The organism is Rhizobium sp. Root274, from assembly GCF_001429245.1.
In the GTDB taxonomy this organism is placed as follows: domain Bacteria; phylum Pseudomonadota; class Alphaproteobacteria; order Rhizobiales; family Rhizobiaceae; genus Allorhizobium.
Genome location: NZ_LMJE01000007.1, coordinates 1,126,230 through 1,148,255, shown reverse-complemented (window position 1 = coordinate 1,148,255; position 22,026 = coordinate 1,126,230). Strand labels below are relative to the sequence as shown.

24 protein-coding genes are annotated in these 22,026 nt (G+C 62.0%); 13 read left to right on the top strand and 11 right to left on the bottom strand.

Annotated features, from left to right (window positions below):
* Nucleotides 1-43 precede the first annotated feature (43 nt).
* The 6 genes from ASE36_RS14485 to ASE36_RS14460 all read right to left on the bottom strand — a co-directional run bounded on the left by ASE36_RS14485 (nucleotide 44) and on the right by ASE36_RS14460 (nucleotide 4,425).
* Nucleotides 44-478 (bottom strand): GFA family protein, encoded by a 435-nt coding sequence (locus tag ASE36_RS14485; protein WP_062280753.1) that lies wholly within the window; start codon nucleotides 476-478, stop codon nucleotides 44-46.
* Nucleotides 479-521: 43 nt separating this feature from the next.
* The gene (locus ASE36_RS14480; RefSeq protein WP_062280751.1) at nucleotides 522-911 is read right to left on the bottom strand and encodes a type II toxin-antitoxin system VapC family toxin; all 390 of its coding nucleotides are present in this window, start codon (nucleotides 909-911) and stop codon (nucleotides 522-524) included.
* Nucleotides 908-1,156: a type II toxin-antitoxin system VapB family antitoxin gene (locus tag ASE36_RS14475; protein WP_062280749.1), complete on the bottom strand. Its 249-nt coding sequence runs from the start codon at nucleotides 1,154-1,156 to the stop codon at nucleotides 908-910. Before ASE36_RS14475 ends, ASE36_RS14480 begins: the two co-directional genes overlap by 4 nt.
* A 160-nt stretch (nucleotides 1,157-1,316) precedes the next feature.
* Nucleotides 1,317-2,417 carry a D-TA family PLP-dependent enzyme gene (locus ASE36_RS14470; protein ID WP_062280747.1) on the bottom strand — a complete coding sequence of 367 codons (1,101 nt, stop codon included), beginning with the start codon at nucleotides 2,415-2,417 and terminating at the stop codon, nucleotides 1,317-1,319.
* Nucleotides 2,417-3,898: a M81 family metallopeptidase gene (locus ASE36_RS14465; protein ID WP_062280744.1), complete on the bottom strand. Its 1,482-nt coding sequence runs from the start codon at nucleotides 3,896-3,898 to the stop codon at nucleotides 2,417-2,419. Before ASE36_RS14465 ends, ASE36_RS14470 begins: the two co-directional genes overlap by 1 nt.
* A gap of 35 nt (nucleotides 3,899-3,933) precedes the next feature.
* On the bottom strand, nucleotides 3,934-4,425 hold the full coding sequence (locus tag ASE36_RS14460; RefSeq protein WP_062280740.1) for a hypothetical protein: 492 nt from the start codon (nucleotides 4,423-4,425) through the stop codon (nucleotides 3,934-3,936).
* A 112-nt stretch (nucleotides 4,426-4,537) separates the two neighbouring features.
* Between ASE36_RS14460 and ASE36_RS14455 the strand changes: the two genes are divergently transcribed.
* From ASE36_RS14455 to ASE36_RS14425, 7 genes are read left to right on the top strand one after another with little or no spacing between them, the layout of a single operon-like run.
* A complete protein-coding gene (locus tag ASE36_RS14455; RefSeq protein ID WP_062280737.1) occupies nucleotides 4,538-4,924 on the top strand; it encodes a RidA family protein in 387 nt (128 codons plus the stop codon).
* A 16-nt stretch (nucleotides 4,925-4,940) separates the two neighbouring features.
* Nucleotides 4,941-5,804, top strand: coding sequence for a MurR/RpiR family transcriptional regulator (locus ASE36_RS14450; protein ID WP_062280734.1), 864 nt, complete (start codon nucleotides 4,941-4,943; stop codon nucleotides 5,802-5,804).
* A 46-nt stretch (nucleotides 5,805-5,850) separates the two neighbouring features.
* The gene (locus ASE36_RS14445) at nucleotides 5,851-6,627 is read left to right on the top strand and encodes an SDR family oxidoreductase (RefSeq protein ID WP_062280731.1); all 777 of its coding nucleotides are present in this window, start codon (nucleotides 5,851-5,853) and stop codon (nucleotides 6,625-6,627) included.
* 24 nt (nucleotides 6,628-6,651) lie between these two features.
* The gene (locus ASE36_RS14440; protein WP_062280728.1) at nucleotides 6,652-8,583 is read left to right on the top strand and encodes a beta-N-acetylhexosaminidase; all 1,932 of its coding nucleotides are present in this window, start codon (nucleotides 6,652-6,654) and stop codon (nucleotides 8,581-8,583) included.
* A 12-nt stretch (nucleotides 8,584-8,595) separates the two neighbouring features.
* Entirely contained in the window at nucleotides 8,596-10,041 is a 1,446-nt protein-coding gene (locus ASE36_RS14435) for a M81 family metallopeptidase (protein ID WP_062280724.1), read from the top strand.
* A 56-nt stretch (nucleotides 10,042-10,097) separates the two neighbouring features.
* Nucleotides 10,098-11,321: an MFS transporter gene (locus ASE36_RS14430; protein ID WP_062281439.1), complete on the top strand. Its 1,224-nt coding sequence runs from the start codon at nucleotides 10,098-10,100 to the stop codon at nucleotides 11,319-11,321.
* On the top strand, nucleotides 11,318-12,064 hold the full coding sequence (locus tag ASE36_RS14425) for a copper homeostasis protein CutC (protein ID WP_062280722.1): 747 nt from the start codon (nucleotides 11,318-11,320) through the stop codon (nucleotides 12,062-12,064). The genes ASE36_RS14430 and ASE36_RS14425 overlap by 4 nt, the downstream gene beginning before the upstream one ends.
* Before the next feature lie 3 nt (nucleotides 12,065-12,067).
* Here ASE36_RS14425 and ASE36_RS14420 read toward each other — a convergent pair whose 3' ends face one another.
* On the bottom strand, nucleotides 12,068-14,089 hold the full coding sequence (locus ASE36_RS14420) for a putative bifunctional diguanylate cyclase/phosphodiesterase (RefSeq protein WP_062280719.1): 2,022 nt from the start codon (nucleotides 14,087-14,089) through the stop codon (nucleotides 12,068-12,070).
* Nucleotides 14,090-14,248: 159 nt separating this feature from the next.
* Between ASE36_RS14420 and ASE36_RS14415 the strand changes: the two genes are divergently transcribed.
* Nucleotides 14,249-14,851: a DUF922 domain-containing Zn-dependent protease gene (locus ASE36_RS14415; RefSeq protein ID WP_062280716.1), complete on the top strand. Its 603-nt coding sequence runs from the start codon at nucleotides 14,249-14,251 to the stop codon at nucleotides 14,849-14,851.
* 41 nt (nucleotides 14,852-14,892) lie between these two features.
* Here ASE36_RS14415 and pcaF read toward each other — a convergent pair whose 3' ends face one another.
* From pcaF to ASE36_RS14400, 3 genes are read right to left on the bottom strand one after another with little or no spacing between them, the layout of a single operon-like run.
* Nucleotides 14,893-16,098: a 3-oxoadipyl-CoA thiolase gene (gene pcaF, locus ASE36_RS14410; RefSeq protein ID WP_062280713.1), complete on the bottom strand. Its 1,206-nt coding sequence runs from the start codon at nucleotides 16,096-16,098 to the stop codon at nucleotides 14,893-14,895.
* 12 nt (nucleotides 16,099-16,110) lie between these two features.
* Nucleotides 16,111-16,812 (bottom strand): 3-oxoacid CoA-transferase subunit B, encoded by a 702-nt coding sequence (locus ASE36_RS14405; RefSeq protein ID WP_062280710.1) that lies wholly within the window; start codon nucleotides 16,810-16,812, stop codon nucleotides 16,111-16,113.
* Nucleotides 16,809-17,516, bottom strand: a complete 708-nt coding sequence (locus tag ASE36_RS14400) for a 3-oxoacid CoA-transferase subunit A (RefSeq protein ID WP_062280707.1) — start codon at nucleotides 17,514-17,516, stop codon at nucleotides 16,809-16,811. The genes ASE36_RS14405 and ASE36_RS14400 overlap by 4 nt, the downstream gene beginning before the upstream one ends.
* Nucleotides 17,517-17,647: 131 nt before the next feature.
* Here ASE36_RS14400 and ASE36_RS14395 point away from each other — a divergent pair, with 131 nt between their 5' ends.
* Nucleotides 17,648-18,409 carry an IclR family transcriptional regulator gene (locus ASE36_RS14395; RefSeq protein ID WP_062280704.1) on the top strand — a complete coding sequence of 254 codons (762 nt, stop codon included), beginning with the start codon at nucleotides 17,648-17,650 and terminating at the stop codon, nucleotides 18,407-18,409.
* 6 nt (nucleotides 18,410-18,415) lie between these two features.
* On the opposite strand, the gene pcaQ is transcribed toward ASE36_RS14395, so the two are convergent.
* Nucleotides 18,416-19,339, bottom strand: a complete 924-nt coding sequence (gene pcaQ / locus ASE36_RS14390) for a pca operon transcription factor PcaQ (RefSeq protein WP_062280701.1) — start codon at nucleotides 19,337-19,339, stop codon at nucleotides 18,416-18,418.
* A 97-nt stretch (nucleotides 19,340-19,436) separates the two neighbouring features.
* Here pcaQ and pcaD point away from each other — a divergent pair, with 97 nt between their 5' ends.
* Genes pcaD through pcaG form a run of 4 tightly spaced genes read left to right on the top strand, consistent with a single transcriptional unit; the run spans nucleotide 19,437 to nucleotide 22,017 of the window.
* The gene (gene pcaD / locus ASE36_RS14385) at nucleotides 19,437-20,249 is read left to right on the top strand and encodes a 3-oxoadipate enol-lactonase (protein ID WP_062281436.1); all 813 of its coding nucleotides are present in this window, start codon (nucleotides 19,437-19,439) and stop codon (nucleotides 20,247-20,249) included.
* On the top strand, nucleotides 20,242-20,661 hold the full coding sequence (pcaC, locus tag ASE36_RS14380; protein WP_062280698.1) for a 4-carboxymuconolactone decarboxylase: 420 nt from the start codon (nucleotides 20,242-20,244) through the stop codon (nucleotides 20,659-20,661). Before pcaD ends, pcaC begins: the two co-directional genes overlap by 8 nt.
* Nucleotides 20,654-21,403: a protocatechuate 3,4-dioxygenase subunit beta gene (pcaH, locus tag ASE36_RS14375; protein ID WP_062281434.1), complete on the top strand. Its 750-nt coding sequence runs from the start codon at nucleotides 20,654-20,656 to the stop codon at nucleotides 21,401-21,403. Before pcaC ends, pcaH begins: the two co-directional genes overlap by 8 nt.
* Complete coding sequence (pcaG, locus tag ASE36_RS14370; protein WP_062280694.1) at nucleotides 21,403-22,017, top strand: protocatechuate 3,4-dioxygenase subunit alpha; 615 nt, start codon at nucleotides 21,403-21,405, stop codon at nucleotides 22,015-22,017. The genes pcaH and pcaG overlap by 1 nt, the downstream gene beginning before the upstream one ends.
* Nucleotides 22,018-22,026: the final 9 nt, after the last annotated feature.

Genomic DNA, 22,026 nt, shown 5'->3' with positions numbered 1-22,026 from the left:
CGCCTTCGGGCGGACCTTTTTCGTGGGCAGATGATTGCGGGCGTTAATCCGGAAAACCGTCGAATTGCGGCAGGTTGTCGAGGATATCGTACCAGGGCGCCTTGGAGCCGACGAAGATGTGCATGGATGGCTTCATCGACGGCGCGTCGATCAAGGTGCCCATGGGAACACGGACCTTCACGGTGCCGTTTTCGGCGATCCAGGAATAGACGAGCGAGCCGCAGGTCCGGCAGTGCATGTCATGGATGCCGTCGGAATCGCCATGCCGGAAGAGGTTTTCCTCCCCCTCCGACACCTCGAAATCCTCGACCGTCACCCCGGCAATCGGCTTGAAGGCTGCGCCGGTCGTTCTGCGGCATTTCGAGCAGTGGCAGTTGAGCGCGTAGAGGAACCGGTCTGCCACCGAGTAGGTGACGGCCCCGCACATGCAGCCGCCGCGCAGCCGCCGCAATCCCTGCAACTGCTTGTGCTCCGTCATGATCGCCTCCCATATTGAGACAAACGATCTCGCTGTGGGAGCACTATGCTGCCGAGCGAATGTCCGTCGCCGCGAAATCGTTACCCTTGAACAGCAGCGGTTCGTCCAGATCCTTGGGAAGAGCGTAGGCAAAGCAGTCGCCAAAGTTCAAGCCGGCTTTGTGCCGGCCTTTGCCGAAATCTAGAAATGCCTGCCGGGCCAGATTGCCCTGCTCGATGGTCACGGGCTCGATGATGATTGCTGAACGGCGGATGAAGGTCTCGGCCTGCCTCGTCCCCTCGGGCCCGAGCTGCTTTTCGATCACCATAGATAGTTCGAGATAGTTTGCCACGCTCATCCGCGTTATTGCCGCGCTGTGGATCCGTTGCGTGAAGTCGGCAGCCTCCGGTTCGCCATAGAAGATTGCTACCATGGCCGATGTGTCGACGATCATTTCGGCAAGCCGTCTGCGTCATAGAGCAGGTCGGCGTGATCGGCGTAAGGCTGCTTGAGGTGCGCTGCGGCGCGGTTCGCGATCGTCAACAGTTCGTCGATCGAAGCCTTGCCTTTCTGCTTCTCAATTTGCGCGTAGCGCTCGCGCAGAGCATCGGTGACAACACGGCTCATGCTCTGCCCGGTGGCTGTGGCGATCGCCTGGGCAAGGCGATGCGCTTCAGGATCCTTTATGTTGAGATTCATGGTGCATCACTCCATTTACCAAGGTGGCGAGAGTTCTACCATTCTAGTTGACTTCCTGACTGTTTCAAAGCGTCGACGTGACGGTTGCAGATTCCTTGGCTAGAGAACCTGCACAGTGCGCCTGACGGCTCCGCCGCAGGAGATTTTTGCCTCGAACTGACTACCAGACCAGCCCGCGGGCTGCGACCTCTTCCACGCGGGTGACGATCCCGTCGCGGTGGAAGGTCATGATGTCAAAGAGGTTGGAGACGACGCAGGTGTGGTTCGGGATGATGCGGACCTTGTCTCCGATTTCGGGCCGGCGGCCGGTCACCTTGGACAGGTCGACCGTGCCATGCTCTTCCGAGAGCCCGGTGATGACCGCTTCGGGATATTCCACGATCATGCCGTAATCGGAAAAGCCGAGGAGGTCGGAGGTCAGTGCCTTGGAGCCGGCATCGAGAATGGCCCTGTCCGGGGTCGGCCGCGACACGACGGTGGCGAGGATGTGCATGGCGCAGTCATCCAGGCTGCAATGGCCGGAACGTGCCATGGCGCGGTCGTTATAGACATAGGTGCCCGCCCGGTGTTCGGTCGCAGAGGGGACCTTGTGGGCGGAAAACAGGCTCGGCGTGCCGCCGTTCGAGACGATGGGGCAGGGGATGCCGCGGGCCGAAAGGCCCGCGATGACGGCGGCAAAGAAGGCTTCAACGTCCTCTTCGGTGTTCGCCTTGGGGTATGTGAGGATGCCGCCGAAGGTGAGTCCGGGGGCAGCCGCGATTGTCTCCGCAAGTGCGATCGCCGCTTCCGGCGTCTGCACGCCGCAGCGGCCGCCGCCCGTGTCACATTCGACAAGAACGCTGAGCGGGCGCGATTGCGAAAACGCGCAGGAAAGGCCGCGAACCGTCGTTTCACTGTCCGCCACGACCTTCAGGCCGGAGATGCGCGTGTTCAGGGCAACGAGGCGACTGTGCTTTTCCGCACCCAGAATGTTGAAGGTGATCAGCAGGTCCTCGAACCCGGCATCGGCGAAGACTTCGGCCTCGGTGATCTTTTGGCAGTTTATGCCCCTGGCACCGGCTGCGACCTGCTGTGCTGCGACGGATGGGATCTTGTGCGTCTTGACGTGCGGGCGAAAGGCGATGCCGTTGTCGTCCATGTAGGACTGCACGCGCTCGATGTTGGAGGTCAGCCTTGCCTCGTCGATCAGGGGCAGCGGAGTCGAAAGTTCAAGGATCGGCTGGCCGATCTGCGGGCGTGGGGCAGGCAGGGAATGCAACATCAGGCGGCCTCGCTGTCTTCAGGGGCGTCATGCGGATTGGCCATGATCGGCCAGATGTCGCGACGGACATGGCGATAGGCTGTCTTCGCCGGATTGTTGGGATAAGGGGAGCCGGCGGCGCAGTAAAGGATTTCGGAGGCGATCTTGGAGAAAGCGGCGTAGAAATGGTTGGTCGACTTGATCACCAGCAGGTGCTTCGTGGTCGGGTCGATGCCGAGCGCGGTAAAGAGCGAGGGGTCGTAGCTCTGCACACGCACGCTCGACAGCACGATGTCGATGCCGGCCAGGTGGATGTGCGCTGCATCGCCAAAGGGGGCGATGCTGTCGCCGAATCGCATTTCGGCACTGGGCACGACCTTCACCACCTTCACCAGCCCATCGACGGGATGGCCGGTGCCGGGAGCGGACTTGGCCCCGAAACGCAGCGGGATCTCGGCACCTTCGCCGGCCGCCATGCAGATCTGCACGGCGATCGGGTCCCAGATCATGCCGATGGCGGCATTCGTCACGCCATGCGCCAGCATTTCCTCGAGGATGACGGTCGCGTCCCCCGCCGTGCCGCCGCCGGGATTGTCCCACATGTCGGCGATGACGACCGGACCTTTCGCGATAGCGAGCGCCTGGTCGAGCGCGGACTTCTCATCGATCTGGGGCATCATGAAGGTGCCGCGCTTGGCGAAGAGTTCGAGCCCCAGTTCCCGGGCAAGCGCCTCGCCCTTGGCTTTGTTGCCGTCGGTCACGGCGATGGTTTTCGTCCCCATTTCCGGAACATCGCCGGCCATGAATCCATGGATGACGGAGAGAGAAAGGACATCTGATTCTGCCGCTTCGATGGCCAAAAGCCTGTCAACAAAGCTGCGCATCGGCTCGCGCGATGTCGGGAAGACGTCGATCATCCGGCAGTCGAATACCGACATGACCGGCTTCACCCGACCCTCCAGCGTGTCGACGGCGATGCGCCAGAGGTCTTCGGCGCGGTCGACGAAGTCGGTATGCGGGAACTCCTTGAAGACGACGAAGAAGTCGACGGCTGCCACGCGTTTCGCCGTCAAATGACTGTGCGGATCGAGTTCGGCGCAGAGCAGAATATCAGGGCCGATGAGCTCACGAATGCGGGAGAGCAGATCGCCTTCCGGGTCCATGTATCCATCGGCGACCATGGCGCCATGCAGGCCGAGTACAACGGCGTCGACAGGCATCGCCGCCTTCAACTGGTCGAGAATTTCGTCGCGCAGGCTCTCGAAGGTCTGACGGTTCACCAGACCCGCCGGGTCGGCCCAGGTCGCGGTGCCTTCGATCAGTGTCCAGCCCTTCTGCGCACAGACCTTGCGGCCGACAGTGATCGGCGCGGTGCACAGTGTCGGGGTCGCCGGATGCTGGCCGGGAGGCGCGTAGAGCGATTCCTCGAAGGCCCGCCGGTCGATGCAGATCGGGGAGAAGGTATTGGTTTCCGTTGCAAGCGCGGCGGTGAAGATGCGCAAGGGTCGACCTCCGGATGTGATGGACGAGCCGCTCTTTACAGCGTGCCCATCGGATTGGGCAGATAGCCGGTAAAGCCAGAGATTTTCCAGCGCCCCTCGTGCAGGCGGCAATAATAGAGTGTCTGCCAGCGCATGACGTCGAGGGTACCGTCGGCCTTCTTGATGCCGCCGTCGAACTTCTTGCGCACCAGCGCCGTCTCGCCAGAGATCTCGATCTCTTCAAGGGTCGTCGTGGTAAAAATCGCCATGCGCGGATCTTCGCCGTACGTGCCCTCGGCAAAATCCTTCGCCTGCTTCAGCCATTCGTCGCGATAGGCGGCAAGATTGGGGAAGGCGAGGCGCCAGTTGTCAGGGTTCGGGTCGCGATTGCCGCTGATGCCGATGAAGCCTTCCTCGACGAAATCGTCCGCCACCATGCTCCAGTCTGCCGCCAGGAAAGCGTCGATGTCGCGCTGCACCAGCATCTCCCAGATCGTGCGGCGAGCTGTGTCTGTTGCCGGAAATGGATTGAGGAAAGGATCGCGCATTTCGTCCCCGCTTTTAAATTCTTTTCATGATTGCCGTTTTTGTCTGGTCAAAATCCGTTTTCTATGGTCGTTTGTCAACGATCGAAGAAAATAATTTGCATAAGAGGGCATAATGACGATCAAGCGGTATGGTGCGGAAAAGGCGGGTGCAGGCGGCCAGCGGCTGCCGTTCGCGCGGGCGGTCGAGGCCGATGGTTGGCTTCATGTCTCCGGTCAGGTCGCCATGGAAGATGGCGAGATCATTCCCGGGGGGATCATCGAGCAGACCCACAAGACGATCGCCAATGTCCTCGCCATCCTTGAGGAAGCCGGCTACGGGGTCGAGCATGTGGTGCGCTGTGGCGTGTGGCTCGACGACCCCCGCGATTTTTGGACCTTCAACAAGATCTACCAGCAGTATTTCGGCGAGCATCCGCCGGCGCGGGCCTGCGTTCAGGCTTCGATGATGGTCGATTGCAAGGTCGAGATTGACTGCATAGCTTACAAACCCTCGAAATAGCTGAGGGATTACGGCATTGGATATCTTCGCGCGCATACAGGACGAGGCGGGGCAGTTTTCTGCCTCCGAACAACGCATCGCGGATATCCTGGTCAATTCCTTCGATTTCGCGGTCAATGCCTCGATCATCGAACTTGCGGAGAGGGCGGAAGTCTCGCCGCCGACGGTGACGCGCTTTTGCCGGCGGCTCGGCTGCCAGAGCTTTGCGGATTTTAAGGTCAATCTGGCACGCACGGCCTATGTCGGCGTGCGCTATCTCAATCCGGAAACGAAGAGTACAGATCCGGCAGATGTCGCGACCGATGTCATCACCAAGGCGCAGAACGCTTTGTTCATGTTGCACCGTTCGCTCGATGCCGGCGTTCTCGACAAGGTGGCCGATCGGCTTTCCCGCGCGGAGATGGTCTATGCCTTCGGCTCCGGTGGCAATTCCTCGATGATATCGAGCGAGATCCAGAACCGGCTTTTCCGTCTCGGCTCGCGCATCACGGCTTCCAATGACCATGCCATGCAACTGATGCTGACGGCGGCTGCCCGGCCCAACGATGTGTTGATCGGCTCGTCGTTTTCGGGGCGCAATGCGGAATTGGTAAAGTGCTTCGCGCTCGCCCGCGAAAACGGCATTACGACCATTGCCCTCACGCAGAGCGAGAGCCTGGTCGCGGAGGCCGCCGAATTGGTGATCGGGATCGATCTGCCGGAGGGCGACAACATCTTCCGGCCGACCTCGACGCGCTTTGCCTATCTGGCGGTGGTCGACGCCATTGCCAGCCTCGTTGCCTATCGCAACCGCAAGCAGTCGCTGGTGACGCTGCGCCATATCAAGCAACAACTGGTCGAACATCGCGATGGTGACGACCGACAACTCCTCGGAGACTGACCGTCATGTCGATCACCCGCACCCCTTGCCTTGCCGGAGTTTTATCGTGACGTCCTCGGTTGCGGTGGTAACGGGAGCGGCGGGGGATATCGGTCGGGCGATCGCAAAGCGGCTTGCCGACAATCATGATCTCGTGGTGCTGCTCGATCTGGATGGTGCAGCCGCTGCGCATGCGGCGTCCGCTCTCGGCCCGGCCGAGCGTTTTGTCTCTGTCGCCTGCGATGTGACAAGTGAGCCCGATCTTGCCCGTACAGCCGCGCGCGTCGCGGAACTTGGGTTGGTGAAGACGCTGGTCAACAATGCCGGGGCGGCGCGGGCCGTGAGCCTCGGCGATACCGATGGTGATATCTGGCGCAAGGACAATGCGCTCAATCTCGAGGCGCCGTATCTTTGCTTTCGCGCCTTCGAAGCGGCGCTTAAAGAAAGCCAGGGCGCGCTCGTCAATATCTCCTCGGTGAACGGCATGGCTGTGTTCGGCCATCCGGCCTATAGCGCCGCCAAGGCCGGGCTGATCCACCTCACCAAGCTCATCGCCGTGGAATACGGCAAGTTCGGTATCCGTGCGAATGCCGTTGCGCCCGGTACGGTGCGCACGCAGGCTTGGGAGGCACGGGCCGCCGCCAATCCGCAAGTCTTCGAAGAAGCCAAGCGCTGGTACGCCCTGCGCCGAATTGCGACGGCCGAGGATGTGGCCAATGCGGTGTTCTTTCTGGCCAGCGATCAGGCCGCGGCCATCACCGGCGTTTGCCTTCCCGTCGATTGCGGTTTGACCGCCGGACAGGCCGAACTCGCGCGAACTTTTTCGCAATCCGACAATTATTGATTTCTAGAAGCGAGGAACACGACCATGGCGACAGCCGTCCAGTTTCGTCTTGAAAATACATGGCACCCGGTCGAGGGCGATCCCTGCGGCGCTTTCGTCTTCACGCTGGTCAACCTGTCGGATGCGGCGATCTCCGATTTCGAACTCGCTTATACTTCGCTCACCCGCGTCAAGGATTTTCAGGAACCTGTGATCGGCAACGCCGTCTTCCTGAAACGCAACGCCAACTTCCATCAGTTCGCGCCGCCCCAAGGCTTCGTGCTCGAACCGGGCGCCTCCTGGCAATTCCATGTCGGTGGGCTCTGGCGTCCGGCGAAGCATCGCACCGACGGTGCAAAGTCGGCCTATCTGACGCTCTCGACGGGCCAGCATGCGGCCGTTGCCGTCGCGGACCTGATGCTGTCAGGCGCCCACAGCGTGCCGCCGCCGGCGCTTTTGCCGGAAGGCCATGCGGCAGAGCCCTTTGCCATGCTTCCCTGGCCTGCCAAGGCTGACATTGTGGCCGGGATCGACTTTCCCGTGGCGCTTTATCCGGCGGATGGCAGTTCGATGGTCGAATTGCGCGCCGTCGAGAATGTCTTGCGGCTGTTCTGCCGGCTGTTCCCGGTCGGCCATGCGCCGCTGTCCCTGGCGAAGGTACATGAGGGTCGTGCGATCACCTTTAAGGCCGATGCTGCGCTCGGTGCGTCCGCCTATGCACTGTCCTTCGTGGGCGAGAGCATCGACTTCGCTTATGGTGATGTCGCCGGTCTGCAATACGGGCTGACGGTCCTTGCCCAGATGCTGCACGGCGCGCGCACCAAGCCAGCCGTCTTCCGTTTCCCCTCTTCTGGTAGGATCTCGGATAAGCCACGCTACGACTGGCGCGGTTGCCATCTCGACGTGTCCAGGCAGTTCTTCCCCGTCGAGGACGTGAAGCGGCTGATCGACGTGCTCGCCTGGTTCCGGATGAACACCTTCCATTGGCATGTGACCGATGACGAGGCCTGGCGTCTGGAGATCAAGGCCTTTCCGCAGCTGACAACGCTTGGTGTGCTGCGCGGTCCGGACGAGCCGCTTCTGCCGCAGCTGGGCAATGGTGTCGATCCGGTGGGCGGGTTCTATAGCCAAGACGACGTGCACGACATCGTCGCCCATGCGGGCGCCTTGCAGGTCGAGGTGGTGCCGGAGATCGACATTCCCGGCCATAGCACGGCAACGCTGGTCGCGCTGCCGGAGCTGGTCGACGGCCAGGAAGCCCCGGACAGCTATCGCTCGGTGCAGGGTTACCCCAACAATGCGCTCAATCCCGCCATCGAATATACCTACGAGTTTCTTGGCAAGGTGTTCGACGAGATGGTCGAGCTCTTCCCATCGAAGCTCGTCCATGTCGGCGGCGATGAGGTGGCGGCCAATACCTGGATGGCCTCGCCGCTTGCCAAGAAGCTGATGGAGCAGGAAGGCATCGAGGGTACCTTCGGGCTGCAGAGCTATTTCATGAAGCGCATTCAGGGCATGCTCGCCGAGCGCGGACGCAAGCTTGCCGGTTGGGACGAGGTCAGCCATGGCGGCGGCGTCGATCCTGAGGGCACGCTGCTGATGGCCTGGCAGAAGCCCGAGGTCGGGCTGGAGCTTGCCAAGGCAGGCTATGATGTCGTCATGACGCCCGGTCAGGCCTATTATCTCGACATGGTGCAGGACGAAGCCTTCCAGGAGCCGGGCGCGAGCTGGGCCGGCACCGTGCCGCCGCATCATACCTATACCTATGAGGCAGTCGCAGATTTCCCGCCGGAACTTGCCGCCCGCATGCGCGGCGTCCAGGCCTGCATCTGGTGCGAACATTTCCTGACCCGCGATTATTTCAACCATCTTGTCTTCCCGCGCCTTCCCGCCATAGCCGAAGCCGCCTGGACGCCGAAGGACAAGAAGGACTGGTTGCGGTTTGCCGCCATCGCACCTTTGAGCCCGCGCTACTGAGGATCTGAAACTATGACGCTTCGTATTGCCGTCGGCGGCATTCACACCGAATGCTCCACCTCGTCGCCTGTGCTGATGCAGCCGGAGGATTTTCGCGTGCTGCGCGGAAAAGACCTGCTGGCGCACGAATACTTCAGCTTCCTCGAAGCGGACGGTGTCGAGCATCTGCCGCTACTGCATGCGCGTGCCGTTCCCGGTGGACCGGTGTCGCGATCGACCTATGAGGGGTTCAAGGCGGAGTTTCTGGAACGCCTTGAGGAGGCACTTCCTCTCGACGGCCTCTATCTCGCCATGCATGGCGCGATGAATGTCGAGGGCATGGACGATGCGGAAGGCGACTGGATCTCCGCGGCGCGGGCCGTCGTCGGGCCCGATGTCATCGTCTCCGCCAGTTATGACCTGCATGGCAATGTCACCCAGCGGATCGTCGATCAGCTGGACATCTTTGCGGGCTATCGGACCGCACCGCATATCGATGTGCGGGAAACCATGGTGCGGGCGTGGTCGATGCTGGTGCGGGCGCTGAAGACGGGTGAGAAGCCCTTCGTCGTCTGGGCGCCGGTGCCGGTGCTCTTGCCAGGCGAGCGCACCTCAACCGAGGACGAGCCTGCGAAGAGCCTCTATCTCAAGCTGCCGGAGCATGATGCCGTGCCGGGCATCTGGGATGCCAATCTTATGGTCGGATATGTCTGGGCCGACGAACCACGTGGCACGGCCTGCGCAGTTGTCACTGCCGTCGACAGGGCTGCCGCAGAAACGGCGACTGCAGCCATCGCCCAGTCCTATTGGGATGCCCGGGATGACTTCCAGTTCGGCCCGGTAACGGGTCCGCTTGCCGACATGCTGGACATTGCCGAGCGTACCGAGACACGCCCGATCATCCTCGCCGATTCCGGCGACAATCCGACCGGCGGTGGCGTGGGCGACCGGGCCGATGTGCTGTCGGCTCTGATCGCGCGAGACTTCCAGGATGCGCTGATCGCTGGCATCACCGACAAGCCAGCGCTTGAGGCATGCTTCGCGGCGGGCGAGGGCGCCACGCTTTCGTTGACCGTCGGCGGCTCTCTCGATCCCGCCAGCGCCTCAGTCACCTTCCAGGCGAAGGTCGTGCTTCTGGACGCTGGAAATGATGCTGCCGAGCGGCAGGCGGTGGTACAGACCGGCGGGATCACGCTGGTGCTGGCCGCGCGCCGTCGGCCCTATCACAACATCGCCGACTTTACGCGGCTGAGGCTCGATCCGGCCAAGGTGCGGCTTTTGGTGGTCAAGTCCGGTTATCTTTCGCCGGAGCTTGCGCCGATCGCCAATCCCAACCTGATGGCGCTCACCGACGGTGTCATCAATCAAGACATCGAGAACCTGACGAGCCATCGCCGCCATCAGCCAAGCTATCCCTTCGTCAAGGATTTCAGCTATACGCCGAAGGTGCAGTTCTCCCAGCGATTCCCTGCGGAGTAGCACCTCTCACGCGCCGCTCTCCGGCGGCGCGACCTCCAGCCCGATCGTTCATGCCGATGCTGTCATCCCTCTCGCTCGTCTTTCGACACGCGCCCATCCGGGTCAGCGCGATCGCGATCTTCTTCTTTGGCTTCACAGGGGCGGCGACGTCTCCCTACATGTCGCTGATCGGGATCCGGGAACTCGGCCTGTCGGATGCGCTTTATTCGGTACTGAGTTTTGCAGCGGCCGTGGTCAATGTGAGCGCGGCGGTGTCCGCAGGGATCATCGCCGATCGTCTCGGACACTTCCGCTCGCCGATGATCCTCGCTGCGATCTTCGGTATTGTCGGGTTCGGGCTCGTGTATCTGGTGCCAACGCAGCTGATGTTCTGTGTTGCCGCGCTGCTGTTCATTCCCGTTTTCGGCTCGATCAATTCGCTGATCTTCGCCAACGTCAAGGCGATCTCGGTTGGCATGCCGGTGCGCGAGCTGATCGCTGTGAATTCCGCCATCCGGGCCGTGCTGTCCGCTTCCTGGGTGCTTGTTCCGGGTATCGTGGGCGCGCTGCTTGCAGGCGGTCCAAGCATGTTGCCGGCGTTTCTGCTCGCGAGCCTTGCCTGCGGCGTCTGTCTCCTGCTCTTCATCTTCGGCATCGACCGCAATCCACCGCCGCAGGAGGAGGGGCGCGTCCACACCTCCTTCTTCCGCTCTGTCCTTCAGATCGGCTCCGGCAGTGTTCTCACCCGATTGTTTGCCGTGTCTCTCATCTCGGCCATGCTGCACATGAACGGCACTGTCCTTCCGCTGATCCTGACGGGCAAGGCTGGGGGGACACCGGCTGATGTCGGCGTGATCGTCGGTATCGTCGCCTTCCTGGAGATCATCTTCATCCTGTTCTGGGGATGGGTGGAGGCCCGAACATCGACCGTCCTGACCATGTCGATCGCCGCGACCATCTATTGCGCCTATCTTGTCTTCCTGGGCCTCGCCGACCATCCGATGGATGTCTACATGCTGACCCTGATCAGCGGTTTGGGTGCAGCCGGCATCATCGCGATCCCGATTACCTACCTGCAAAACCTCATTTCCGATCGGGCCGGTCTCGGCAGTTCGCTGATTGCCGTCAACATCTTCGTCAGTGGCGGGCTGAGCTCGCTGATGTTTGCACTTGGCACCGCCATCAGCGACTATGCCGGGACCGCCATTCTATCGGCGCTGGCTGGTCTTACGGGTGTCGTTCTCCTGTGGGGCCTCGACAGACCGGGCCGGACGGAGATTGCGCAAGGGGGAGGCGCATGACGCTGAGCGAAAAACAAACCGGGTCTCGAGTTCTTGAAATCTGCGTCGACGACGCCGCCGGGCTGGCAGCAGCCGTGAAGGGTGGGGCGGACCGGATCGAGCTCTGCTCCGCGCTCGGCTCTGGTGGGCTCACGCCCTCCCGGGGTTTCATGTCGCTTGCTGCCCTTGCACCTATTCCCGTTTATGCCCTGATCCGACCGCGGATCGGTGACTTCGTCTACAGCGAGGATGATATCGCCGTCATGATCGCCGACATCGAGGCCGCGCAGGCCGCAGGGCTGGCCGGGGTGGTCATCGGTGCAACGCGGGCGCCCGGTATGCTGGACCGTCCGGTGCTGGAGCGTCTGGTGGCGGCGGCTGCGGACCTGGATCTTACACTGCACCGGGCCTTCGATGTCGTGGGCGATTTCGATGCTGCACTCGATCTTGCAATCGAACTTGGTTTTTCCCGCATCCTAACCTCCGGCGGTGCCCGCCATGCCGAAGACGGGATCCAGAGGCTGACGCATCTGAGCAAGCTTGCCAATGGCCGCATTTCCATCATGCCGGGCGGCGGCGTGCGTCCGCAGAATGTCGCCCGTTTCCTCGCCATCCCCGGTGTTTGCGAGGTGCATGCCTCCAGCAGTCAGCCTCGGGCGACCGATCCTAGACTCGTGGATTTCGGTTTTGCCGGTGACGAGATGCGCCACACGGATGAGGCGACCGTGCGGGCTCTGAAAACGGCGCTTCAGCAATTTTCGTAAAGGTCAGGGCGCTGCGGCCGCTTCAAGCATCGGAGAAGACAGCACCGCGAATGTGGCCGTCGCCTCCATGGGCTTGCCGAAATAGAAGCCTTGGACGGCCTCAACCCCTAACCCTTCCAGAATGCGGAGTTCCTCTTCCGTCTCCACGCCCTCAACGATCGCCTGCAATTCCATTTCCGCACAGAGAGCAAGCACGGACTTGACGATCTTGAAGCTGGTGCGGCGGGTGTGAATGTCGCGCACGAAGCTGCCGTCGATCTTGATCTTCGTCAGCGGAAGCTTGTGAACGTGGTTGAGGCTGGAATAGCCGGTGCCGAAGTCGTCAAGGGCGATGCCGCAGCCGAGTTCCCGCAGCATCTGGATCGAGGCGCTCGCCTGTTCAAAGTCGTGCATGACCGCAGTCTCGGTAATCTCGAAGTTGATCCGTCGCGGGTCGAAGCCGCTCTTCAGGACGATGGCTACAATGCGGAGCGTGCTTTCCGGTGACGTCAGGTCATGCGGTGAAAGGTTGAACGAGAGATAGACATCGTCCGGCCATTGCCTTGCTGCTGCCAGCGCCTGGCTCAGCAGGAACCGGGTCATCATGGTGATGCGGCCATTGTGCTCGGCGACCGGAATGAACTCTGCGGGCGAGACGCGCCCTATGCGCGGGCTCTGCCAGCGGGCGAGGGCCTCGAAGCCAATGCATCGGCGGGTGCCGACACAGGTGATCGGCTGGTAAACCAGCGAAAGCTCCTTTTCGAGGTCTGCGGCAACGAGAGCCTCTTCGACGATCTTCTGGCGGTTCAGTTCGTTGGCCTGCACCGCATTGAAGATGACGGTGCCCGCACGGTGCGTCCGCTTGGCGGTATAGAGGGCATAGTCGGCAAGCTCATAGATTTCCTGTCCGGTGCTGCCGACGTCGGGATAGATGGCGAAACCGACTGAGCCTGTCACCTGGACCATGCCGCTGCCGATATTGATGCGTTCGGCAATGCGGTCGCAGACGGTCTGTCCCAGCGCCATCACATCCGCCTGCGCATCGCCCTGGAGAAGGAGGCCGAACTCGTCGCCGCCCAGGCGGTAGACCGAGAGGTTGTCGTTGCAAAGCGTGACCAGTCTTGCACCGATCTCGATCAGCACCTTGTCGCCCGCCGCGTGCCCATACATGTCGTTGACGGGTTTGAAGCCGTCCAGATCGATGACGCCGACAGCAAGGCGCTCACCATCTTCGCTTGCGCGGCGAAATGCAGTTTCCACCATCTGGAAGAAGCTGCGGCGATTGGCCAGCAGCGTCAGGCTATCGAGGTTGGCGAGCCGGAGGTTTTCGTCTGACAGGGACTGCATCGCCTTGTTCTGCTCCTGCAACGCTTCCTGCTGGATCAGCAGGACCTGGCGTGATGCATGCAACTGCCGGAAATCTCTGTAGTGGCCGAGCAGGATGATGATCATCGCCATCGTCACCAGGATGACATTGACGCCCGTTGCGATGAAGGTCGGTTCGCCGCTCAGGCACATCACGACAAAGAATGGCAGGTTCACCGTGACGGTGACAATCAGGGCGGCGGAGCGCAGATGCATCAGGCAGAAGATGCAGCCGATGACCGTGATCGCCATGAAGAAGGCCACATGGGCATTCTGATAGGCGTCGCCATAGGGTAGCAGGGCGACCGACCAGGCTGTGCAGACGACGGCGATGGGGAAAGACAGGAAATTGGTGGCGCGCAACTGCCGATATGCTTCGGCCGGCGTGCGCTGGCGCTTGCGTCCCCGCAGCCAGAGCACGGAACGCAGGGTGAAAAGCAGCGTCAGCACGGCCGGGAAATAGACCACAAGCAGATCGGGCGCCGTGCCCTGGTGGGTCCAGGACAGCGAGATCATGTTCGTAGCCAAAATGAAATAGAGCAGGGGTACCTGTTTCGAGAATGCCTCGTACTGGGCCGCCGTCAAGACAGGGTTGTCGTTCGGCACCGCCAGGAGACGAGCAACCCAGCCGACCGCTTCGGAAAGTGGGCTCTTGTATCCTGGACCGGTCACGCTGCGCATTCCTCCTGTCGTGCCCTCAGGACGTGTTTACATCAGCGACAGTTAAAATTGCGGAAAGTCTGGTCCGCAAATCCTCTGAATGTCCAGCATGGCGTCTCATAGCTAGACATTGAACCCGTGCCTTGAGGCGGCTATTGGGGAGAACCGTTCCTGCAGGAGATGTCTGCCTTGACCTCGCCGTTTGCCCGTCTCGCCCTTTGCATCGTCGCGCTCTCGCCGCTTCCCGTGGCCGCTCAGAGCTGGGAACCGATCGAGAAGACCGAGTATTACAAAATCCGTGGCAATTCACCGATGGCGCTCTACCAATCCATCGGGGAGCGCGGACCACTGCTGGGTGGCGGACGGACGATCGCCCATACGACGTTCAAGCTGACATGGCAGCGTGACTATCAGCAGCAGGGCGCTGCCTGCGTTCTCGCCTCGGCCAAGCCAAAGCTGATCATTACCTATACGCTGCCGAAACCGGCGGGTGCGCTCACTGCCGATGTGCAGGCGAAGTGGGACCGTTTCTTCTCCGGCATTGTGAAGCACGAGAAGCTTCACGGGGTCTTCATGCGTGACCTGACGCAGCAGATCCAGGATATCTCCGTGGGCCTACGGGACGAGAACGATCCGGGCTGCAAGAAGGTGCGGGCAGCTTTGCAGGCACAGTTGAAACCGATCTCGGACGCGCACGGGGCGCGCCACAGCGAATATGACCGGGTCGAGATGTCGCCAGGTGGGGCGGTCCACCAGCTGATCCTGTCTTTCGTCAATCCATAGCGTGAAAAGGCGCCCCCTGTTCAGGCGCCTTTTCAGAGGGTTCAGACGCGTTCGAGCGCGATTGCAATGCCTTGGCCGACGCCGATGCACATGGTGGAGAGCGCGTAGCGCCCGCCTGTTTCCTTCAGTTCCAGGGCTGCCGTTCCGGCAATGCGGGCGCCCGACATGCCGAGCGGGTGACCGAGCGCGATGGCACCGCCGTTGCGATTGACGCGCGGATCGTCGTCGGCGACGCCGAGATCGCGGAGCGTCGCGATCCCTTGGGAGGCAAAGGCCTCGTTCAGCTCGATGACGTCGATCTGCTGTTGCGTCAGGGCGAGACGGGCAAGCAGCTTCTTCGAGGCCGGGGCCGGGCCGAAGCCCATGATGCGCGGCGGCACGCCAGCGGTTGCCCCACCGAGGAAGCGAGCGATGGGGGTGAGGCCGTATTTCTTCACGGCAGCTTCCGAGGCGATGATGAGGGCGGCGGCCCCGTCATTGACGCCCGAAGCATTGCCAGCGGTGACAGTGGCGCCTTCCATTTTGTTGACCGGCTTCAGCTTGGCCAGTGCCTCGACCGAAGTCGCGCGCGGATGTTCGTCGCGGTCAACGATCGAGGGATCGCCCTTGCGCTGCGGGACGGTAACGGGCGTGATTTCCTTCGCCAGCCGGCCATTGGCTTGCGCTTCTGCTGCCTTGGCCTGGCTGCGCACGGCAAAGGCATCCTGGTCCTCGCGGGAGACCTTGAAGTCGATTGCGACATTGTCTCCGGTCTCCGGCATGCTGTCGACGCCATATTGCTTCTTCATCAGCGGATTGACGAAGCGCCAGCCGATCGTGGTGTCGTAGATCTCGGCATTGCGGGAGAAGGCCGTTTCGGCCTTGGGCATGACGAAAGGCGCGCGGCTCATACTTTCGACGCCGCCTGCAATCATCAGCTCGGCCTCGCCGGACTTGATGGCGCGGGCGGCCGTGATCACGGCATCCATGCCGGAGCCGCAGAGGCGGTTGATCGTGGTGCCGGTGACGGAGACCGGCAGGCCGGCAAGCAAGGCGGACATGCGCGCGACGTTGCGGTTGTCTTCGCCGGCTTGGTTGGCGCAGCCGAAGATCACATCCTCGACGGCTTCCCAATCGATGCCCGCATGGCGTTCAATCAATGCCTTCAGCGGCACGGCGCCGAGATCATCGGCGCGGACGGAAGAAAGCGAGCCGCCGAAACGGCCGATGGGTGTGCGGATGTAATCGCAGATAAAGGCTTCAGTCATATGTTCTACTCCTTACAGCGCCGGCACGACCAGGTCGGCGACGGGGCCGTCGGTGTGCAGCTTGCCACCGGTCATGGCCTGCAGCTCGTCCATGGTCATGGCGGCCAGTTTTTCGCGCACGACGAACTTGCCATCGACGATGTCGATCACGGCATGGCTCGTATAGACGCGGGTGATGCTGCCGACGCCTGTCAGCGGGAAGCTGCAGCGCTCGACGAGCTTTGGCTTGCCGTCTTTGGTGACGTGTTCGGTGATGACGACGACCTGCTTTGCGCCATGCACCAGATCCATCGCGCCGCCGACGGCTGGAACGCCCTTGGAGCCGACGCGCCAGTTGGCGAGGTCGCCGTTTTCGGCGACCTGATAGGCACCGAGGATCGCGACATCGAGATGGCCGCCACGGACCATGGCAAAGCTGTCGGCATGGTGGAAGAAGGCTGCACCCGGCTTCAGCGTGATCGCCTTCTTGCCGGCGTTGATCAGGTCCCAGTCCTCCTCGCCGGCGGGTGGTGCCTCGCCGAAGTTCAACACGCCGTTTTCGGTGTGGAAGATGGCCTGGCGCCCTTCCGGCTGGAACTTGGCGACCATTTCCGGAAAGCCGATGCCGAGGTTGACATAGGCCCCGTCCTCAATGTCCTGAGCGGCGCGCCAGGCGATCTGGGCGTTGGAGAGCTTGATGTCCTCGCGGGTGTCGATAGTTGGTGCGTCGGTCATGCGTAGGCCACTCCGGCTCGGATGAGCTCTTCTTCCTGTTGCGGGTTGGCGACTTCAACGACGCCATCGACGAAGATGCCGGGGGTGATCACCTGCTCGGGATCGATTTCGCCGGGTTCCACGATCTTCGAGACCTGGGCGATGGTCTTGGCGGCGGCCATGCACATCAGCGGGTTGAAGTTGCGGCCAGCCATCCGGTAGGTCAGGTTGCCCATGGTGTCGCCGAGATGCGCCTTGACGATGGCGAAGTCGGCCTTCAGCCAGCGCTCCTGCACATATTGGCGGCCATCGAACTCGGCGATGACCTTGCCTTCGGCCAGTTCCGTGCCGAAACCGGTCGGGGTGTAGAAGGCCGGTATGCCGGCGCCGCCGGCGCGGATGCGCTCGGCTAGCGTGCCCTGCGGCACGAGTTCCAGCTCGATCTCACCAGCGAGGTAGCGGTCGGTGAAGGCGCGCGGGTCGGAGGAGCGCGGGAAGGAGCAGATCATCTTCTTGACCAAACCGGCATCGATCATGGCCGCGATGCCGATGCGGCCATTGCCGGCATTGTTGTTGATCACCGTCAGGCCCTTCGGCCCCTTGTCGATCAGGGCGTGGATGAGTTCGATCGGTGCGCCGGAGCCGCCGAAGCCGCCGATCATCACGGTCGCGCCGTCGCCGATCTCCGCCACGGCATCCGCCAGGCTTGCAATTGTCTTGTCCATGGGAACTCCCGTTTCCTTGAGCGCGGTCGCCCGCCTCCTCCCTTCACAAATAGGTCCCGCCGCTCATCGACAGCAAGTGATTTGTGCGATATTTGATTTTTGTTCGATTATCGCACGAATAGAGGTCAGGCATGACAGTCGGAGAGCGGGACCTCATGGGCGGATTCGCCAAAGGACTGCGCGTGATTGAAGCGTTCGGGCCTGAGCGACAGCGGCTTAGCATCGCCGAAGCGGCAGAGATTAGCGGGCTCGACCGGGCGACGGCCCGGCGCTGTCTGCTCACACTCGCGCAGCTTGGCTATGCGGATTATGACGGCAAGTTCTTTGCGCTGACGCCGAAGATCCTGCGGCTCGGCCATGCTTGGCTGTCGGCCACGCCGCTGCCGACGATCGTGCAACCCTTTCTTGATCGGCTGTCGGAGCAGTTGGGGCATAGCGCGTCCGCCTCGGTGCTGGACGGCACGGAGATCGTGTATATCGCCCGGGCTGCCCAGAAGCGGGTGATGTCGATCAACCTGATGCCCGGATCGCGGCTCCCGGCCTATAGCGCCTCGATGGGCAGAGTGCTGCTCGCCTCCCTCCCGGATGCCGAAGTCTCGGCCCTTCTCGCGGCGTCGCCCATCAAGGCGCATACGCCTTTGACGCGCACCGACCCGCAGGACCTGATGGCCGAGATTGGTCGGGTGCGGGTCCAGGGTTATGCCGTGATTGATCAGGAACTGGAAATGGGGCTGTGCTCGATCGCCGTTCCCGTCAGCAATGTAAGGGGCAGGGTGGTGGCGGCCATCAATGTCGGTGCGCCTGCGGCCATTCTGCCGGCCGAGGCATTGCCGGGCCATTGTCTCGATGCGCTGCGGGAGGTGCAGGCCGGCTTGCGATCGCTGCTGTCGTAGCGCCCATCATGCCGGTGTAATTTCGGCGGCCACATGGCGGATCGTGCGCATCAGCAAGGCGAGCGGCATCGAGGGCACCGAATCAGCCCGGACGGTCAGGCCGACGGGTCCCTTGGTCTCGCTGGTGTCGATCGGGAGCGCGGCGAGCGTGCCGTCCGCCAGATCCGTCGCCACGACCCCGGCCGAGATGATCCAGATCGCATCCGTTGCGCGGACGAAGGCGCGGCCGAAGCTGTCCGAGACGGTTTCGATCTGGGTGGGCAGGGCCGAAATACCGTTGGCGATTAGGTAGCGCTCGACAAATGGTCTGATGATCGAGGCGCGTGTCGGCATGAGCACCGGATAGCGCTCCAGTTCGGTAAAGACGCCCGGCCCCTGGACCAGAAGCGGATGGCCGGCGCGCACGCAGAAGATCACCTGTTCCGAGTAGAGATGCTCGAAGGAGAAGCCCGCCATCTGCTCAGGTGCCGCCAGGCGTCCGACCACCAGATCGAGATCACCCACGCGAAGCTGTTCCAGCAGGACCGCGTTTTCGCCGGTCACGATCTTGATGCGTGCGGGAATGTCTTCACGCAGGAACTGGCTCATCGCCTGCGGCATAATCCGGGTGGAGACCGTCGGCAAGGCGCCGACGCGGATCGGCGGGGCATCGGCGTGGAGCGCATGGGAGACGGAATCGAAACCCTGGCGAAGGGCTGTCAGAGCCGCACCCGCATGCTTCAAGAAGGCCTCCCCATAACGGGTGATTCGGATGCCGCGGCCGTCGCGTTCGAAGACACCGACACCCAGGACCTCCTCCAGTTCCCGAATGGTCTTGGTCACAGCCGGCTGGCTGATGTTGAGAACGCCGGCTGCCTTCATCACGCTCTTCTGTCGCGCCACCTCGACGAAGGTCTGCAGATGGCGAAACTTGATGCGATTGTCGACCATGGTAAAACCATAACCCCAGAGTTAATGATTGCGCCGAAAACATCATTTTACCTAACCAAACTGGCTAAGCAATATGGGCGCAGTGGAGGAAATATTCGTGCAATTCGTTCAGCTCAACGATGTCGCGCTGCATGACCAGGTCATTGGTGGACCGGCGCAGCGGCCGGTCATCGTGTTCATCAACTCCCTGGGAACCGACTTCCGCATCTGGCGGGACGTGCTCGTACGGCTCGCCGGCGACTATCCGCTGCTGACCTATGACAAGCGCGGCCATGGTCTGTCGGACGTCGGCGAGACGCCTTATTCCATCGATGACCATGTCGATGATCTCATCGGTCTGCTTGAACATCTGGATGTCCGGCGGGCGGTGATCTGCGGTCTGTCGGTGGGTGGGCTGATCGCGCAGGGGCTCTATGCGCGCCGGCCCGATCTGGTGCGGGCGCTGATCCTCTGTGATACGGCCCACAAGATCGGCACGTCCGACATGTGGGCGAGCCGCATCAATGCAATCAACGAAAACGGGCTTGAGGGCATCGTCGATGGCGTGATGGAGCGGTGGTTTACGCCTTCGTTCCGCGAGCCTGGTAATCCGGCCTTTCCGGGCTATCGCAACATGATGCTGCGCCAGCCGGTGGCCGGTTATACCGGCACCTGTGCCGCGATCCGTGATGCCGATTACACCGTCGCTGCCACGAAAATCAGCGCACCGACGCTCTGTGTCGTCGGCGATCAGGATGGAGCCACCCCGCCCGATCTGGTGCTGTCGCTGGCGAAGCTCATTCCTTCGGCACGCTACGAAGTCATTAAGGATGCAGGCCATATTCCGTGCGTCGAGCAGCCGGAGGCGCTGACCGCCGTCATCGAGGCTTTCCTTTCGCCTCTCGTTTCAGGAGACAAACCTCATGGCTGATGCCCGCAGTCCTTCCGAGCGCTATCGGCAAGGGATGAACACGCGGCGTTCCGTGCTCGGCGACGCCCATGTCGATCGTGCCTCGTCTGCGGCGACCGATTTCGACCAGCCTTTCCAGGACATGATCACCGAGGGTGCCTGGGGCACGGTGTGGTCGCGGCCGACGATCAGCAAGCGCGAACGCTCGATGATCACCATCGCGCTTCTGGCAGCGCTTGGCCATGACGAGGAGGTCGCCATGCATGTGCGGGCGACCGCCAATACGGGCGCCAGCCGCGACGACATCTGCGAATCCTTGCTGCATGTCGCCATCTATGCTGGTGTGCCGGCAGCGAACCGGGCGTTCAAGATTGCCAAGCACGTTTTTGAAGAACTGGATGCGGGACGATCCGGGGGAGGAAGCCATGAGTGATTTTTCAAACGGCAAGCCGGAAACCGGGGCCTTTTTCCCCCGCGATCGTGCCTGGCATCCGCCGGCCTATACGCCGACCTACAAGACTTCTGTCCTCAGGTCCCCGCAAAAGGCGCTTTTGTCGCTGGATGGCACCAAGTCCGAGATTACCGGCCCCGTCTTCGGTCATTCCATGCTGGGCGAACTCGACAACGACCTGATCCACAACTTCGCCAAGCCCGGCGAGAGCGCGATCGGCGAACGGATCATTGTGCATGGTCGCGTGCTCGATGAGCGCGCCCGTCCGGTGCCGGGAGCCTTGGTCGAATTTTGGCAGGCCAATGCCGGCGGGCGCTATCGCCACAAGAAGGAAAGCTATCTGGCAGCGCTTGATCCGAATTTCGGCGGCTGCGGACGCACGGTGACTGACGAGAACGGCTATTATGCCTTCCGCACCATCAAGCCCGGCCCATACCCTTGGCCAAACGGCGTCAACGATTGGCGCCCGGCGCATATCCATTTCTCGGTCTTCGGCCATGGCTTTGCCCAGCGCCTGATCACCCAGATGTATTTTGAGGGCGATCCGATGATCTGGAAATGTCCGATCGTGCTGACGATCCCGGATCGGGCTGCGATCGAGCAACTGGTTGCGGCCCTCGACTGGTCGGCAACCATCCCGATGGATGCACGCGCCTACAAGTTTGACATCGTGCTGCGTGGACGGCGTTCCACTCTGTTTGAAAATCGGATGGAGGGGAACTGATGGTCCAGGATCTCGGCTACCTCAAGGAAAGCGCGTCGCAGACGGCCGGCCCTTATGTCCATATCGGGCTCACGCCCAACTTCGCCGAAATACCGGGCGTCTATCCCGTCGATCTCGGCACCAGCATGGTCAACGACAAGACGCGGGGCGAGCGGATCACGATCACCGGACGCGTAATCGACGGATCCGGCACGCCGCTCAGAGATGCGCTGATCGAAATCTGGCAGGCGGATGCGAACGGGTTCTATAACAGCCCGTCTGAGACGCGCGGCAGTGCCGATCGCCACTTCACCGGCTGGGGGCGTTGCCCCTGCGACCTCTCGACGGGCGAATACCGGTTCGAGACGATCAAGCCGGGTCGCGTACCCTTTCGGGATGGACGCCTGATGGCGCCGCATATCTCGTTCTGGATCGTCGCCCGCGGCATCAATCTCGGCCTCAACACGCGCCTCTATTTCGGCGACGAAGAAGCGGCGAATGCCGAAGATCCGATCCTGGCACGCATCGAGCATCGGGTGCGGGTGCCCACCCTGATTGCGCAGCGGGACTGTTCGACCTATCACTTCGACATTCACCTGCAAGGAGAGAAGGAAACGGTCTTCTTCGATATTTGACCGTTTTCG